The sequence below is a fragment of the Bacillus sp. LJBS06 genome (assembly GCF_016924995.1).
Taxonomy (GTDB): Bacteria; Bacillota; Bacilli; order Bacillales; family Bacillaceae; genus Bacillus; species Bacillus stercoris.
The window spans coordinates 3,170,267-3,186,728 of sequence record NZ_CP070483.1 but is presented as its reverse complement, the minus strand read 5'-3'; the positions used below and the strand labels follow the sequence as shown (position 1 = coordinate 3,186,728).

Sequence of the window (16,462 nt, the reverse complement as noted above, 5' to 3'; positions counted from 1 at the left end):
GTTGAATGTCAGGTAAACAAAAATCGTATTTAGAAAACCAATTAGAAGCCGTTGCCGAGAAAACAGATGCCGGCTATACATTTACCTTTCAGCGGGAAAAAATAAAGCTTCTGGACGGTCTTGAAGCTAATGTGATCAAAGATGTAAATCCATTTTTTCATAAAGAGATCGACGTGACAGATGATGAGGTCATCATCACAATCCAACCTCCCTCCTCCTATAAAGCATTCCGCTTCATGAAAGCTAAGGATAAAAAAAGCAAATGGCAGTTTGCCTATCAGCTTGTTCAAGCCGTGCAGCAGCACAATTTGTCGAGGCTGAATGTGATTGTCGCTCCGGAAAACATTGTATTCGATAAAGGGCTGACGCCTTATTTTCTCCATTATGGAGTAAAAGAAAGCATCCCTCCTTACGAGCATGATGAGGAAAGAGTGTGGCGGGAGCTGAAAGCGGCAGCGGCTTTGGCGGTTGACGGCGCTTTTGCATTTGAAGACTATCTGAAATTCAATGAAACGCTGACGTTCTCCCCAGAGGCTAAAGCGATATTGGATGCGAAATCCTATGATGGCCTGCTTGAGCTGATTCAAGCCCATATTGATGAGCTCGAAGCCAAAGCAAAAACATACATACATATCCCGAAAAAGAAGTGGAACATCCAGCGATATATCGGCCTGGGGCTCATTGTTTTGCTTGTACCGGCCCTTATTTACTCGATGTACGCCTTATTTTTCGCGCAGCCAAAGCACCAGGCAATAGTGGACAGCAACCGCGCTTTCTTAAACAAGCAGTACAGTGAAGTCATCAGCACATTGTCCAAGTACGATGCGGAAAGCCTGCCTGAATCAGTGCAGTATCAGCTGGCGACGTCTTATGTTGAGGTCGAAAATCTGGGGAGTGCAAAAACTAAAAATATAGAAAATAATTTAGTCACCCTTCAATCAGACCCTCAGCATTTCTTGTACTGGATTGATTATGGTCGAGGAGAATACAAAGAAGCGATCAGTATCGGCCGTAAGCTTGAATACAATGATTATATTTACTTTGCCCTTGCTAAATATAAGCAGCAGCTTTTATCTGAGGATACAAATGATGAAGACATACAGAAAGAACTTGATTCAGTAAATAGTGAACTTGAAAAAGCGCAAAAAGAACGTCAAGACAATAAACAGTCTAATTCTGATACATCATTAGTCGATACTAGCGAAGAACAGACACAAACAGACGAAGAAAAACAACAAGCGGAAGAAAAAGCCGCAGCAGAGGAAAAAGCGAAAAAAGAAGAACAGAAGAAAAAAGAAGAACAAGAGAAAAAAGAAACAGAAAAGAAAGATGAGAAAAAAGATGACAAATAACGTGAGACATGAATCGCAGGTCATCGCATGTTGCTATTCGGCCGTTAGGGGGTTCGCCATTTGAGTCTATTATGGGTTTTTTACCAAAATAACGTTCAAAAATTAAATCTGTCTAACCTCCCGTCGTCTCATCCGGTGACCATTGGGCCTGATGTGAAAGATTCCGTTACGATCAGCGCCATTCCATTTAATAGCGGAGTCATTTCTCTTCAAAGAAAGGAATCCGGCGGCCAATACGAAGTTTTCCTGGGAAATGATTGTCTCGGCATGATTGAGACGGATACATCATTTACTCTTCAAACGGATCAGCAGGATATACGCTTGATATTGACGGGCAGTGAACCTGAGAAATCTGTTTATTTTACGGGAAACCGGGATGAAATTGTATGTTCCTCAGAAAAAACGAATGCAGATATTTATCTGAATCCGCAAGATTTTGCATTTGCAGAACAAAGCACGTTTTCTTTGCTTCGTGCCGGCGGCAACTGGTCGGTTCGCCCTGAAAGCGGAACGATCTTCTTGAACGGAGAGAAGATCAACGCCAATACGCCGCTTATGCCGGGGGATGAAATCTTCTGGAACTTCACCCAAATGAGTGTGACAGAACAAGACCTTTTAGAAATCGTTCATTTTGCCCAGTTTGAAACAGCGTTAACAGAAACAGTCAAACCGAGTACAGAGATGCAGAAAAAATATCCGCAATACAGAAGAACGCCGCGGATGGTGTACGATCTGCCGGATGACCGCGTTTCCTTTAGTTTTCCCTCTCAGGAGAGCGATCAAACCAACAGAGGGCTGTGGCTCGTCATCCTGCCTCCGCTTGTGATGCTGATCGTGATGGGCGTAGTCGCCATCATCCAGCCGCGCGGCATATTTATACTTGTTTCTTTGGCGATGTTTATGATGACTCTCATTACCTCGACAGTGCAATATTTTCGGGATAAGAATCAGCGGAAAAAACGCGAGGAAAAACGGGAGCGTGTATATAAGCTTTACTTAGACAATAAACGGAAAGAGCTTCAGGCACTTGCTGAGAAGCAAAAGCAGGTTCTTGAATTTCACTTTCCTTCATTTGAAAAAATGAAATACTTAACAAGTGAAATCAGTGACCGAATCTGGGAAAAATCACTTGAAAGCAAGGATTATCTTCAGCTGCGGCTTGGGACGGGAACAGTCCCCTCGAGTTATGAAATCAATATGAGCGGCGGAGACTTGGCGAATCGTGATATCGATGACCTCATGGAGAAATCACAGCACATGCAGCGTGTCTATAAGGACATCCGCAATGCGCCGGTTACGGTCGATTTGGCGGAAGGTCCGATGGGGCTTGTCGGTAAATCCCAAATTGTAAAAAATGAGATTCACCAGCTGATCGGACAGCTGTCGTTCTTTAACAGCTATCACGATTTGCGTTTCGTTTTTATTTTTCATGAAGAAGAGTATAAAGACTGGGAGTGGATGAAGTGGCTTCCGCAATTTCAAATGCCCCATATTTATGCAAAAGGATTTATTTATAATGAGCAAACGCGAGATCAGCTTCTGTCTTCGCTTTACGAATTGATCAGAGAGCGCGATCTCGAAGATGACAAAGAAAAACTGCAGTTCAAACCGCATTTTGTATTTGTTATCACGAATCAGCAGCTGATCTCTGAGCATGTCATTCTCGAATATTTAGAAGGACAGCATGAGCATCTGGGCATCTCGACAATTGTCGCTGCGGAAACAAAGGAGAGCCTGTCGGAAAACATTACGACCCTTGTCCGCTACATCAATGAGCATGAAGGCGACATTTTAATTCAAAAGAAAAAAGCGGTAAGAATCCCGTTCCGTCTCGATCATCATCAGCGTGAGGACAACGAACGGTTCTCACGCACGCTGCGGACGCTGAACCACCAGGTCGGCATCACGAATTCCATTCCGGAAACGGTATCGTTCCTGGAGCTTTTTCATGCGAAGGAAGTAAAAGAAATCGGCATTCAGCAAAGATGGCTGACGAGCGAATCGTCGAAGTCGCTGTCAGTGCCGATCGGCTATAAAGGGAAAGATGACATTGTGTATCTGAACCTTCACGAAAAAGCACACGGTCCGCACGGCTTGCTTGCCGGGACAACGGGATCTGGGAAAAGTGAATTTCTCCAGACCTACATTCTGTCACTTGCAGTGCATTTTCATCCGCACGAAGCGGCTTTCTTATTAATTGACTATAAGGGCGGAGGAATGGCGCAGCCGTTCCGCAACATTCCCCACCTCCTAGGCACGATCACTAATATTGAAGGAAGCAAAAACTTCAGTATGCGTGCGCTTGCTTCCATTAAAAGCGAGCTGAAAAAAAGGCAGCGTCTGTTTGACCAGTATCAAGTCAATCACATCAATGACTATACAAAGCTGTACAAGCAGGGGAAAGCAGAAGTGGCGATGCCTCACTTGTTCTTAATCTCTGATGAGTTTGCCGAGCTGAAAAGCGAGGAGCCAGATTTTATCAGGGAGCTTGTCAGCGCCGCACGTATCGGGCGAAGCCTCGGCGTTCACTTGATTTTGGCGACACAGAAGCCAGGCGGCATCATCGACGACCAGATCTGGAGTAACTCGCGCTTTAAAGTAGCGCTCAAGGTCCAGGATGCCACTGACAGTAAAGAAATTTTGAAAAACAGCGATGCCGCAAACATTACCGTAACAGGCCGCGGATATTTGCAGGTCGGAAACAATGAAGTCTATGAGCTGTTCCAATCTGCATGGAGCGGGGCGCCTTACTTAGAGGAAGTCTACGGAACAGAGGATGAAATCGCGATCGTCACAGATACGGGTCTGATTCCGCTTTCTGAGGTTGATACCGAAGATATTGCGAAAAAAGACGTTCATACTGAAATTGAAGCTGTCGTTGACGAAATTGAACGCATCCAAGATGAAATGGGAATCGAGAAGCTGCCAAGCCCTTGGCTGCCGCCGCTTGCGGAACGTATTCCGCGCACTCTTTTCCCTTCAGACGAAAAAGACCATTTCCACTTTGCATATGTCGATGAACCTGATTTGCAAAGACAGGCGCCGATTGCTTATAAGATGATGGAAGACGGAAATATCGGCATATTCGGCTCTTCGGGCTACGGAAAATCAATTGCAGCCGCGACGTTCCTGATGAGCTTTGCGGACGTGTACACACCTGAAGAGCTTCATGTCTATATCTTTGATTTCGGTAACGGAACGCTTCTGCCATTAGCGAAGCTCCCGCATACCGCGGATTACTTCCTGATGGACCAGTCAAGAAAAATTGAAAAGTTCATGATTCGAATCAAAGAAGAAATTGACCGACGTAAACGTCTGTTCAGGGAAAAAGAAATCAGCCACATCAAAATGTACAATGCGCTTAGCGAAGAAGAGCTTCCATTCATTTTCATCACCATTGACAACTTTGACATCGTCAAGGATGAGATGCATGAGCTTGAATCGGAATTTGTCCAGCTTTCCAGAGACGGACAGAGCTTAGGGATCTACTTCATGCTGACGGCAACGCGTGTTAATGCTGTCCGCCAGTCATTGTTAAATAACTTGAAAACAAAGGTTGTCCATTATCTCATGGATCAATCTGAGGGATATTCCATTTATGGCCGTCCGAAGTTCAATCTTGAGCCGATCCCGGGGCGCGTCATCATTCAAAAAGAAGAGCTTTATTTCGCCCAAATGTTCCTGCCTGTTGACGCTGATGATGATATCGGCATGTTCAATGGGCTGAAATCAGACGTTCAGAAACTTCAAGAGCGCTTTGCTTCAATGGAGCAGCCGGCACCGATTCCGATGCTGCCTGAGAGCTTGTCGACGAGAGAATTTTCTCTCCGCTTCAAGCTGGAACGCAAGCCTTTATCTGTACCGATCGGGCTTCATGAAGAAACAGTCAGCCCAGTCTATTTTGATTTGGGCAAGCATAAGCACTGCCTGATTTTAGGCCAGACTCAGCGCGGGAAAACAAACGTCCTAAAAGTCATGCTTGAACATCTGATTGATGATGAGACCGAAATGATCGGCCTGTTTGACTCGATTGATCGCGGCTTATCTCATTATGCGAAGGAATCAGATGTTTCATATTTGGAAACGAAAGAAGATATTGAGCAGTGGATTGAAACAGCAGAAGATATTTTCAAAACAAGAGAAGCCATGTATGTAGAAGCCGTCCGCCAAGGAGACGCGCACAATCTGCGATTCTCACAAGTGGTGTTGATGATTGACGGGATAACGAGATTCCAGCAGACGATTGATACGAGAATACAAGACCGTCTCGCTAACTTCATGAAATCATACGCTCATCTTGGCTTCAGTTTTATCCCGGGTGGTAACCACAGCGAATTCTCAAAAGGCTATGACTCCTTGACGACTGAGATGAAGCAAATCCGCCACGCGATTCTGCTGATGAAAAAATCTGAGCAAAATGTCATTCCTCTCCCGTACCAAAGACAGGAGCCTGAGATTCAGCCGGGCTTCGGATATGTTGTGGAAAACGGGAAGGAGCAAAAAGTTCAAATTCCTTTATGTTCTGCTGAAAGGGAGAGTGCTAGATGACAGAACAACGAAAAAGCTTGATCAAGTTAATATCCGCCGTCATCATCATTTTGCTGTTGCCGGTTTTGTTTTTCCGATTTATCGGAGACGATCCGACGAAAAAAGCAGTCAATTCCACCCGGCAAATCGCGGTGGTGAATGAAGACACTGGCGTATTGAGTGATGAGGTAAAGTCTGATGAAGAGGACAAATCCGCCCAGTTCGGCAAGGAAGTAGCGGCTGTTCTGGGTGAACGGCCTGATTATTCGTGGACGGTCGTAAACCGAAGCGCGGCTGAGACCGGTCTCGCTTCAAAGAAATACGATGCGATCGTCTATATTCCCTCAGACTTCTCAAAAAACATTTTGAGCTATGACAAAGACCATCCACAAAAAGCAACGCTGGAATTCAGCATTCAGGATAACCTGAATGCGGTCAACAAAGAAAAAGTTCAGCGTGAGCTTGAGGATGCCCAAAAGACAATGAACAAAAAAATGTCGGCCTTATACTGGAATTTTGTGTCGCAAAAAGTGGACAACATCAGAGGAGAATTTGACAAAATCGTCAATAAAGAATCTGAATTCCAGAATGTCATGTACAACTTTTACAAACCAAGCTCTAATGATTTAGCAGGTGAAATCAAACAGCAAAAAGACTTAATCGATGAGCTGAAGAAATCAATGAATGAAGCGCAAGGCACGACAAAAGAAAAAGCTTCTACAGCGGAGGAAGCAAAAAACACGCTGAAAGAATTCATTGATACAGTTGAAAGATATAAAGAATATCAAGAGAATCAGAAAAAGCTGCTTTTGGCAGCCCAGGATTCAACACAGCAGCAAATCCGGACAGGCCTGGACGCCATCCAAGCTCAGCAAAAGGCGAATCAGTTCAGCGAACGCATGAGCGGATTGGCAACTGGGATCAGCCAAGCGAAGACACAGCTCGGACAAACCAGCAATGTGCTGGCAAACGCCCAGCAAATCAGGGAGGGCCAAGTGCCTCAGCAGGAACTTGGCATGGCGAAGATCCAAAGTGATTTAATCGATCAATATCAGGCCGCATCAAGACAGGCAGCACTAAATCAGGTTTATGAATTGCTTGTCCCGGCACGTCAGGCATTGACAGTTGCGAAAGGGGACGACCCAGTCATAGACGATGGTTCTGACAACAATGATAAAGATAAAGACCCGAAAGAAGAAGATCCTGAAGAACTGAAAATCGATCTTGAAAAACAGCGTGAAGAACTGAAAAATATCGCTGCTGATATTCAGGATATTTCAGATAACCTAAAGGAGCCTGAAAAAGAGGATCCAACACCGGAGGACCCGGGTACTGAACCAGACGATCCGCCCACTGATAATCCAGAAAAACCTGATGACGGGGGCAGTACAAAGCCTGATGATACACAGGGCGACACAGGGAACGATAATAACAGCAGTGATGCCGGTAATGACGGACAAACGGACGGCGGTACTCAGGATCAAGAGCAGCAGCAGGGAACAGACGGTCAGGAGCAGACCGGCGGTGCATCAGACAGCGGAAAAACTGAAACAGGCGCTTCTGCCGAACAGACTGCATCATCTGATTCAGCCCTTCAATTGATCAAGCTGGCAAATGAAGACGGAACCGGAGATTCAGGAAATACCGGTAGCGGCGGAGATACGACGGAGCCTGGGGACCAAGATCAACCAGGAAACGGCGACATTTCTGATATTGCCAAAGCAAAAGAACAGCTCAGCAAAGCGTCTGAGCGAATCAAGCAGATTGAAGAACAGCTCAAAGAAAAAGAAACTGCCCATAATGAAGAGCTGAAAAAGAAGTTAGAGGAACTAAAAGAGCAAATGGACGGTCTCAATGATGAAATTGATGACCTGAAGGACAAAGTGAAAAAGCTCGAAGGTAAACTTGAAAATCTCGAAGCGAAACGGAAGCGGGAATTTGAAGGGATTTACAGTGCGATTCGCGAGCTTGAAAATAAAGATCAGCTTCAATTCTCAGGAGAAATCAATACAGAAAGCATCTCCGCTTTAATGAGATACTATAAATATTTGTCTGTTTATGACTCTGTATTATCAGGTACGATAGACAGTGCTGCAAAAGCCGGCGTTATTGACGGCCAGCAGGGCAACGTCAAATCCGTACTGGCTCTCTCACCTGAAGAATCAGCCAGCTGGGAAGCTCTCAAAAACAACACGATGCAAACTGATGAAGACATTAACAGCTTCATCGACGGAATGACCAAATTTGCGGACGACTACAGCGGCTATATCCGCGACTCTCAAGCAGGTGTTCTCGACGAACTAACGAACATCTCTGAAAGTGCCGCAAAAGCGACAGAACAGCTGGTAACGGGCGCAACGCAGGAATCTGCGACGTTCAGCAACGATGGACTGTCTGGCACAATGGCACTGAATGTCCAAGATACGGTTGGCCAGGAAGTGCTGCAAATGTCAGACATGATGGGTTCATTGTCTGATCGCCAGTCAGGCATCATTGATTACACAACCAATATGCAGCAAAGCGTCAATGATGTTCAAGCAAAAGCCGACACCTTAAACAACAACTGGGGGAAAAATGTCGCCTCCACGAAACTCGTGCGCAATGACGTATACGGCATACTCGGAAATACATTAGTAGACGGGCAAAACAATGGCTATGTGTATGATTACTTGGCGAATCCGCTTAAAATCAGCGGAGAGGTTCCGGAAGAGAAAACTCAGACGGTACCGCCGGTTGTCATCCTTGTCATTGTGTTGATCAGCAGTCTGTTAATCGGCTATTTTAGCTCGTATTACCAAAACGCGCCGCTTCTCGTCAAAGGAGCGCTATTCGGAATTCTGAATATCCTTGTCGGACTCATGATCAGCTTGTTCGGTTTGAATATTTATTCACTGCCGGACGATCAGACGATTAAGTGGTCAGTGTTTACGATTCTATTGCTGGTCGCAAGCTCTGCCTTCATCCGGACGGCGTTCAGATTCGGATCGATCCCTGGATGGGTTGCTTCAGCGGCAATGATTCTATTCTATGTTGCACCGCTTATTGATTTGATCATGCCGAACTTTACATTTGAAGATCCGGTTTCGAAAGTGTATATCGACATCCAGTACGGTACTGGGCACTTGTTTACAATGGGAATAACAGTTCTGCTAATCATTACGGTGATTGCCGCGGCTCTGCCGCTGATTATTCGGCTGATGGCTGAACACACAGCAGAAAGCGATGAAACGTATGAAGCGTAATCGCAGCATGGAAAAGGGGATCATGATTTGTATGCTCTCCTTTTCCCTTTTCATACCCTCTGCCGCCGCTGCCCAAACCGAAGAAAATACAGATGTCGCCCCAAACCAGTATCAGAAAAAAGACATCGAAATTGATACGAATTATTTACATGAAGATACCTACTATGAAGAGAAAACAGAACTGCCTGAGGAACAGAAGGATATCTCTTTTGATAAACCGAAGGACAAGGACGCCGAGCTGATAAAAGGTTTGTTTACATCAACAAATGCCCAGGATTCCAACACGATTGCGGCCCAGTCCAAACAGCTTGGAATTACATTTGCTGAAAAGCCAATGACAAAGGCGTCATCAACGGAAACAGAGAATGAACAAGAAACATCATCATTGCTGCTGCCGATGATCTATGTCGTACTGATCCTGCTCGGAATTGCAGGTATCGTGTTCCTCATCCCAAAAGTCACAGCGCAGGAAAACAAGAAAGCATAGGCCGCGTGCTTGTGTTGTGTAAAAGCGGTGCCGTACAATAATAACGGAAAAGGAGGTTTCCAATGGAACTTTATATCATCACCGGAGCGTCAAAAGGGCTGGGTCAAGCCATTGCATCACAGGCTTTAGAGAAGGGCCATGAAGTCCATGCCTTATCCAGAACGAAAGCGGATGTGTCTCACGAAAAACTGACGCAGCATCAAATAGACCTCATCAATCTTGAAGAAGCTGAACAGCAATTTGAAACATTGCTCTCATCCATCGATCCAGATCGTTATTCTGGTATTACCCTGATCAATAACGCCGGAATGGTAACGCCGATCAAACGCGCCGGCGAAGCGTCTCTTGACGAGCTTCAGCGCCATTATCAGCTGAACCTGACTGCACCCGTGCTTTTGAGTCAGATGTTTACAAAACGATTTGCTTCATACAGCGGCAAAAAAACGGTTGTCAACATTACATCAGGAGCCGCCAAAAATCCATATAAGGGATGGAGCGCGTATTGCAGTTCAAAAGCCGGGCTCGACATGTTTACGAGAACATTCGGATTTGAACAGGAGGATGAAGAGCTGCCAGTGCACATGATTTCGTTTTCACCAGGTGTGATGGACACTGAGATGCAGGCCGTCATCCGTTCTTCATCGAAAAAGGATTTCCACCACATTGAACGGTTCCGGAAATTAAATGAAACAGGAAGCCTTCGCAGTCCGGACTTTATTGCCGGCACGCTGCTTTCTTTATTAGAAAAAGGGACGGAAAACGGAAGAATTTATGATATGAAAGAGTTTTTGTAGAGCAGATATTTTCTGCTCTTTTTTTTATAAAAAAAGGCTGCAGCCAGAGCATTTATTGAACAGCGGCATATACTGACTGAAACGCTGCTTTTAGGGTATAACAATGATGATAAGAAGATCAAAATGATGTGACATAAGAATTGAGTTTCTCTGCAAATTATGTTAGGATTCTAAAAATATCTAAAGGAGGGGTTTCCATGAGAAAGGTTACATTAATGGATGTTTTCACCCATCCAATTGCACAAAAATATCTTCAGCGTTCCGGCGTGGCACATGCGATTGCCTGCGCTTATCATGCATACAGGCTGTCTGTGAAGGCTGACATCAATCCTGATTTAGCAGCAAAAGCAGCACTGCTTCATGACATCGGCCATTATGAATGGTATACAGACGGAAAGTGGGATTATGAGAAATACAAAAGAAATGACATCCATGCCATTAAAGGGGCAGAACGGGCGCATAAGCTTCTGATTCGGCTTGGCGAGGAACCGAAAGCGGCAAAAGAAATTGCCCTAGCCATTTTGCTTCATACAGATTCCTATTTGCCTGAAGGCGAATTAGATAAAAACACGCTGCAGCAGATTGTCAAAAAAGCGGACGAACTGGATGAAGAACCGGGTGGCCACCATCATTACCGCCAAATTGATCCTTCAACCGCACGAAAAAAAATAGAAAAGCTGGACCAATTAATCGACCAAGCCCAGGCATCCGTGATAAAGCCTGTATAAGTACGGAACAGCGGCCAGCTTTCTTCGCTGTCTCCGCTTCATCGACACTTCCTTTACACCCGCTTCCAAACGTATTCTCCTAAAATCTCCGCACCCCTTTGTTTTATCAGGGAAGCCTGTGTCATTATCCATAAGCGCGGCATAAGCTGAGATAAAACACACAAAGGGGATAAAAGTATGGTCAACCAAGGTAGTCCGCAACTGGTCTCTTTAGTCGATCCTTATGTCTATCAGACCATTAAAAAGCTCATCGGCTCAAGGTTCGTTATACAGACAGTACGAGATACGGTCAGAGGCAGACTGATCGATGTAAAACCTGACCATATCACAATTGAAGGAGCCCGAAATTCTGTTTGTTTGATCAGAATCCAGCACATGATTTCCGTCACGCCAGATTACAGTGAGCGGGTCTAACAGTGCTTGCGCATGAAAAATAGGCGTACACCGGGACGTCCTATTTTTCAGTTAAGCGCTGTAAAAACGCCACTGGAATACATTGTTCCGTCAAGGTCAAAACCGGCAAATTCCTGATAGTCACCATCTAAAAAACAGAAAGTGACGCCGTACACCGTATAGCAGGAACAGACTGAAGCATGCTGGCAGACCCGAAATTGATAACCGTCTGAATCTTTTACATACAGCCGGGATTTCCCGGCAAATGGGGCACAGAGGCGTGCTGCCTCACCAAAACATTCGAATCCGGCGATTTTGCCGTCTTGGCTGATATCCAGCAGGGGACAATCATTGACTCTGAGCTCCGCAGTCCGTACATTCCTGTTCTTTTTTCAAAGGAAGAACATAGATATAAGCCAGTTCTGAATCTGTATCGTATGTCACGGCCTTCATTCACCAACCTCCTTTCATTATATTAAGAGTTCTGATATGAGTTCATTTTTGTTACAATGATGGGGTATAAGTTCTTTTATCTGACAGACAAAGAAAAACTAGGAGGAACAAAGCTTGTTGAAATCAAAAGTCCATTTTTGGACATTGCAGATTTTATTTGTTTTGCTGATTATTTATGTAGCAACAAAAGTTTCATTTGTATTTCAGCCGTTCATTGTTTTTATCTCGACATTGTTTTTCCCGATGCTGATTGCGGGAATTTTGTATTTCATATTTAATCCGGTCGTCCGCCTGCTTGAGAAAAAAATTCCGCGGACATTATCCATTCTATTGATCTATTTACTGTTTATCGGTTTGCTTGCCTTCGTTTCAGCGTCAGTCGGGCCTGTCATCACATCCCAGGTGACCGGGCTGTTCAACAACCTTCCTGATTACATAAAACAGATTCAGGCGCTGACAAAGGATTTGTCTCATTCCCAATGGTTTACCTGGATGATGAATCAGGATTATGTATCAATATCAAAAATTGAACAGTCATTGACAAGCTTTCTCCAAAACCTGCCGCAAAATATCACGTCCAGTTTATCTGCGGTGTTTGGCGTTGTGACAAACATCACGCTTGTTATTATTACTGTTCCATTTATCCTTTTTTACATGCTGAAAGACGGACACCGCTTTCCGCATTTGGCGGTAAAAATTCTTCCGGCTTCTTATCGGACAGAAGGCTTAAAGATTTTTAAAGATTTATCAGATACGCTTGCGGCTTATTTCCAGGGACAGCTGTTAATCTGTCTTTTTGTCGGAACAGCGTGCTTTATCGGCTATTTAATTGCCGGACTGCCGTATGCCCTGATTCTTGGGATTGTTATGGCGATTACTAATATCATTCCTTATGTCGGGCCTTTTCTCGGTGCCGCGCCGGCTGTTATTGTCGGTTTTATGGACTCGCCGGCTAAAGCGCTGTTTGCGATTATTGTGGTTGTCATCGTTCAGCAGCTGGACGGAAACCTGCTGTCCCCTCTTGTAATCGGAAAACGGCTGAATACGCATCCGCTTACGATTATTTTGCTGTTAATCGGTGCGGGAAGCTTCGGCGGAATTCTCGGCATGATTTTAGCGGTGCCGGTTTATGCGGTAGTGAAGGCGTTCTTCCTGAATATTGTCCGCTTGATCAAACTGCGCCAGCGGTCACGCCTCGAAGAAAACGCAAAGCCCGCTGAATAGGCGGGCACCATTTGCGGCTCTTTGCATATGATGCTGTAAATCAATGCGGAGGTGGGGAAATGCCTGCGATTGTGGGGCCGATTTATATCATGTCAGTTTCGGGTAATGCTGCGGCAAGCTTTGGAGACGTATTTGCGATTTCGCCTAAAAGCGTCGCTCATTCAGGGGCGGGGTCAGGCGCATTTCAGCTTGGTGATTTTGTGAAGATTAACAACCAAACGAGTAAAACTCTCTTCAAAGATGCCGATATCATTGATGAAACAGTTTCGTTTAACGGGTAACAGCCTTTTCATAAGAGGCTGTTGCTTTTTTATTGTATAATATGGGTAGTCTTTGAATAGAGAGGTCATGTTATGAAAATCAGAAAAGCAAATATCAATACGCAAACCGAAATGATCACGGACGTGTATCTGCATGAAAACAGAAAAGAACTGCGCACGCTTGTAGCGGTCCCGCAGCTGGAGTGGAGCACGATCATTTCCTATGAAGAAGATAAAGCAACTCTGCCTGAACGGCTGGAAGCTTCGTTGCGCCGGCATACAGAGGAAGCCCCTGCTGGTGAGCTGGCAAAAAAAATCATTCATTGGGTAACAGAAATGTAAACCGCGTTTGAAAGTTTAGCTCCTGCCTGATCAGGTGATAATGAAAACAAACAAGACGGGAGGACAGGCTTTTGGGTGAAGATAAAATGGATCTCTATTTGCAGCAAGGAATGTATGGACCTTTGGAGACAAAGCCTGACGAGCGCCATTTGTTTTTAGGCTCTTTAAGAGAAAGAGTCGTTTTGGCATTGACGAAAGGACAAGTGCTTAGAAGCAAACCGTATAAAGAAGCGGAACACGAGTTGAAAAACAGCCATAACGTCACCCTTTTGATTAATGGAGAGCTTCAGTACCAGTCTTATTCTCCTTATATCCAAATGGCGAATCGATACGGAGTGCCCTTCAAGATTGTATCTGATCTTCAGTTTCATACGCCTTTAGGCCTCGTCATTGCGGCTGACATCGCTGTGAATCGTGAATTGATATATATTCAGGACGACATTTATAATCGGTCAGTGCTGAAATCTTAAGAGACAAACGGGCCGTTTGTCTTTTTATTCATGGCAATTCACTTACAACTGGAGATAAGATATAATGTTCTCATACTGATGGCGGGGAGGCCGGCTATGAAAAAAGCACTTATTTGTATTGATTATACGAATGATTTTGTGGCGAGTGACGGAAAATTGACCTGCGGGGAGCCCGGCAGAATGATTGAAGAGGCGATCGTCAATTTAACCGAAGAATTCATCACAAACGGTGATTACGTCGTATTAGCAGTAGATTCTCATGATGAAGGGGATCAATATCACCCCGAAACCCGTCTTTTTCCTCCGCATAATATAAAAGGCACGGAAGGAAAAGATCTGTACGGAAAGCTTTTGCCTCTATATCAGAAACATGAACATAAACCGAATGTTTACTACATGGAAAAAACGAGATATTCTGCTTTTGCGGGAACTGATTTAGAGCTCAAACTCAGAGAGCGGCAGATTGGCGAACTGCATCTTGCCGGTGTCTGCACAGATATTTGTGTGTTACATACGGCCGTTGACGCATACAACAAAGGTTTTCAGATTGTTGTGCATCAACAGGCTGTTGCCAGCTTTAATCAGGAGGGGCACGCATGGGCTCTTTCCCATTTTGCAAATAGCATCGGAGCGCAAGTGGCAGAGTAAGGAAGGGGAAAAACAGTGTTAGAGTACGGATTTAAAGATGACAGCCTGTCATTGCATACAGACCTTTATCAGATCAATATGGCGGAAACGTACTGGAGAGACGGCATTCATGAAAAGAAAGCGATTTTTGAGCTGTTTTTCAGAAGGCTTCCGTTTGAAAATGGCTATGCCGTATTTGCGGGCTTGGAAAAAGCCATAGAGTATCTGGAAAATTTCAAGTTTACGGATAGCGATTTGAGTTATTTACAAGATGAACTGGGGTACCAAGAAGATTTTATCGAATATTTGCGCGGCTTGACTTTTACAGGTTCACTTTACTCCATGAAAGAAGGAGAGCTTGTTTTTAATAATGAGCCGATTATGAGGGTGGAGGCGCCCCTGGTTGAAGCGCAGCTGATTGAAACGGCTCTGCTCAACATTGTGAACTATCAAACATTAATCGCAACAAAGGCTGCCCGGATTAAAGGCGTCATCGGTGATGAAGTTGCGCTTGAATTTGGAACAAGGCGGGCACATGAAATGGATGCGGCCATGTGGGGAGCGAGAGCAGCCTTAATCGGCGGCTTTAGCGCGACAAGCAATGTAAGAGCCGGAAAGCGCTTTAATATCCCGGTTTCCGGCACACATGCGCATGCGCTTGTGCAGGCTTACCGCGATGAATATACAGCCTTCAAAAAATACGCGGAAACGCATAAGGATTGCGTCTTTTTAGTCGACACGTATGATACGCTTCGTTCAGGCATGCCGAATGCGATTAGGGTTGCCAAGGAATTTGGCGACCGCATTAATTTCATTGGCATCCGCCTGGACAGCGGCGATTTGGCGTACCTGTCAAAAAAAGCCCGTAAAATGCTTGATGAAGCAGGATTTACAGATGCGAAGGTGATTGCTTCAAGCGATTTGGATGAGCACACCATTATGAATTTAAAGGCTCAGGGAGCGCGCATTGATGTCTGGGGTGTCGGTACGAAGCTGATCACTGCCTATGACCAGCCGGCTCTCGGCGCAGTTTATAAACTCGTTGCCATTGAGGAAGACGGGAAAATGGTCGACACGATCAAAATTTCATCCAATCCTGAAAAAGTGACGACACCGGGCAGAAAGAAAGTCTACCGAATTATCAATCAGTCCAACCATCATTCTGAAGGCGATTATATCGCGCTTTATGATGAGCAGGTGAATGATCAGAAGCGGCTCAGAATGTTCCATCCGGTCCATACATTCATCAGCAAATTTGTCACAAATTTTTATGCGAAGGATCTTCATGAGCTGATTTTTGAAAAGGGAATTCTTTGCTACCAAAACCCTGAGATTTCAGACATACAGCAGTATGTGCAGGATAACCTCAGCCTGCTTTGGGAGGAATATAAAAGAATCAGCAAGCCGGAGGAATACCCGGTTGATTTAAGCGAGGACTGCTGGAGCAATAAAATGCAGCGGATCCACGAAGTAAAAAGCAGAATTGAAGAAGAGCTTGAGGAAGAATAAATAAAAACTGGCCTTTCGTTCGCGAAGGGCCAGTTTTTTTATGAATATATTATT

The 16,462-nt window shown here is 44.9% G+C and carries 13 protein-coding genes and 1 pseudogene; 13 read left to right on the top strand and 1 reads right to left on the bottom strand.

Translation table 11 applies throughout. The features are described from left to right. The first annotated feature begins 5 nt into the window (after positions 1-5). The 7 genes from essB to JQX68_RS16215 all read left to right on the top strand — a co-directional run bounded on the left by essB (position 6) and on the right by JQX68_RS16215 (position 11,544). Positions 6-1,352, top strand: coding sequence for a type VII secretion protein EssB (essB, locus tag JQX68_RS16245; protein ID WP_128422377.1), 1,347 nt, complete (start codon positions 6-8; stop codon positions 1,350-1,352). Between the two features lie 60 nt (positions 1,353-1,412). Then, positions 1,413-5,900, top strand: a complete 4,488-nt coding sequence (gene essC / locus JQX68_RS16240; RefSeq protein WP_147772475.1) for a type VII secretion protein EssC — start codon at positions 1,413-1,415, stop codon at positions 5,898-5,900. After that, positions 5,897-9,121, top strand: a complete 3,225-nt coding sequence (esaA, locus tag JQX68_RS16235) for a type VII secretion protein EsaA (protein ID WP_147772474.1) — start codon at positions 5,897-5,899, stop codon at positions 9,119-9,121. Before essC ends, esaA begins: the two co-directional genes overlap by 4 nt. 31 nt (positions 9,122-9,152) lie before the next feature. Further along, positions 9,153-9,608 (top strand): type VII secretion protein EssA, encoded by a 456-nt coding sequence (essA, locus tag JQX68_RS16230; protein ID WP_095432020.1) that lies wholly within the window; start codon positions 9,153-9,155, stop codon positions 9,606-9,608. A 62-nt stretch (positions 9,609-9,670) separates the two neighbouring features. Then, positions 9,671-10,402 (top strand): (S)-benzoin forming benzil reductase, encoded by a 732-nt coding sequence (locus JQX68_RS16225; RefSeq protein ID WP_136653694.1) that lies wholly within the window; start codon positions 9,671-9,673, stop codon positions 10,400-10,402. Between the two features lie 197 nt (positions 10,403-10,599). Continuing rightward, the gene (locus JQX68_RS16220) at positions 10,600-11,130 is read left to right on the top strand and encodes an HD domain-containing protein (RefSeq protein WP_003244444.1); all 531 of its coding nucleotides are present in this window, start codon (positions 10,600-10,602) and stop codon (positions 11,128-11,130) included. A 177-nt stretch (positions 11,131-11,307) separates the two neighbouring features. Beyond that, on the top strand, positions 11,308-11,544 hold the full coding sequence (locus tag JQX68_RS16215; protein WP_003220677.1) for a YuzF family protein: 237 nt from the start codon (positions 11,308-11,310) through the stop codon (positions 11,542-11,544). 40 nt (positions 11,545-11,584) lie between these two features. Here the strand turns inward: JQX68_RS16215 and JQX68_RS16210 are convergent. After that, positions 11,585-11,976: pseudogene (locus JQX68_RS16210) on the bottom strand (DUF2283 domain-containing protein). Between the two features lie 114 nt (positions 11,977-12,090). Between JQX68_RS16210 and JQX68_RS16205 the strand changes: the two are divergent. From JQX68_RS16205 to JQX68_RS16180, 6 genes are all read left to right on the top strand, one after another. After that, entirely contained in the window at positions 12,091-13,200 is a 1,110-nt protein-coding gene (locus JQX68_RS16205; RefSeq protein ID WP_014665200.1) for an AI-2E family transporter, read from the top strand. A 59-nt stretch (positions 13,201-13,259) separates the two neighbouring features. Beyond that, on the top strand, positions 13,260-13,481 hold the full coding sequence (locus JQX68_RS16200) for a spore germination protein (RefSeq protein WP_014665199.1): 222 nt from the start codon (positions 13,260-13,262) through the stop codon (positions 13,479-13,481). Positions 13,482-13,553: 72 nt separating this feature from the next. Continuing rightward, positions 13,554-13,802 carry a YueH family protein gene (locus JQX68_RS16195; protein ID WP_014665198.1) on the top strand — a complete coding sequence of 83 codons (249 nt, stop codon included), beginning with the start codon at positions 13,554-13,556 and terminating at the stop codon, positions 13,800-13,802. A gap of 71 nt (positions 13,803-13,873) precedes the next feature. Further along, complete coding sequence (locus tag JQX68_RS16190; RefSeq protein ID WP_103030928.1) at positions 13,874-14,272, top strand: YueI family protein; 399 nt, start codon at positions 13,874-13,876, stop codon at positions 14,270-14,272. Positions 14,273-14,368: 96 nt separating this feature from the next. Then, positions 14,369-14,920, top strand: coding sequence for a cysteine hydrolase family protein (locus JQX68_RS16185; protein WP_014665196.1), 552 nt, complete (start codon positions 14,369-14,371; stop codon positions 14,918-14,920). 15 nt (positions 14,921-14,935) lie between these two features. After that, positions 14,936-16,408 carry a nicotinate phosphoribosyltransferase gene (locus JQX68_RS16180; RefSeq protein WP_014665195.1) on the top strand — a complete coding sequence of 491 codons (1,473 nt, stop codon included), beginning with the start codon at positions 14,936-14,938 and terminating at the stop codon, positions 16,406-16,408. The last annotated feature ends 54 nt before the right edge of the window (positions 16,409-16,462 follow it).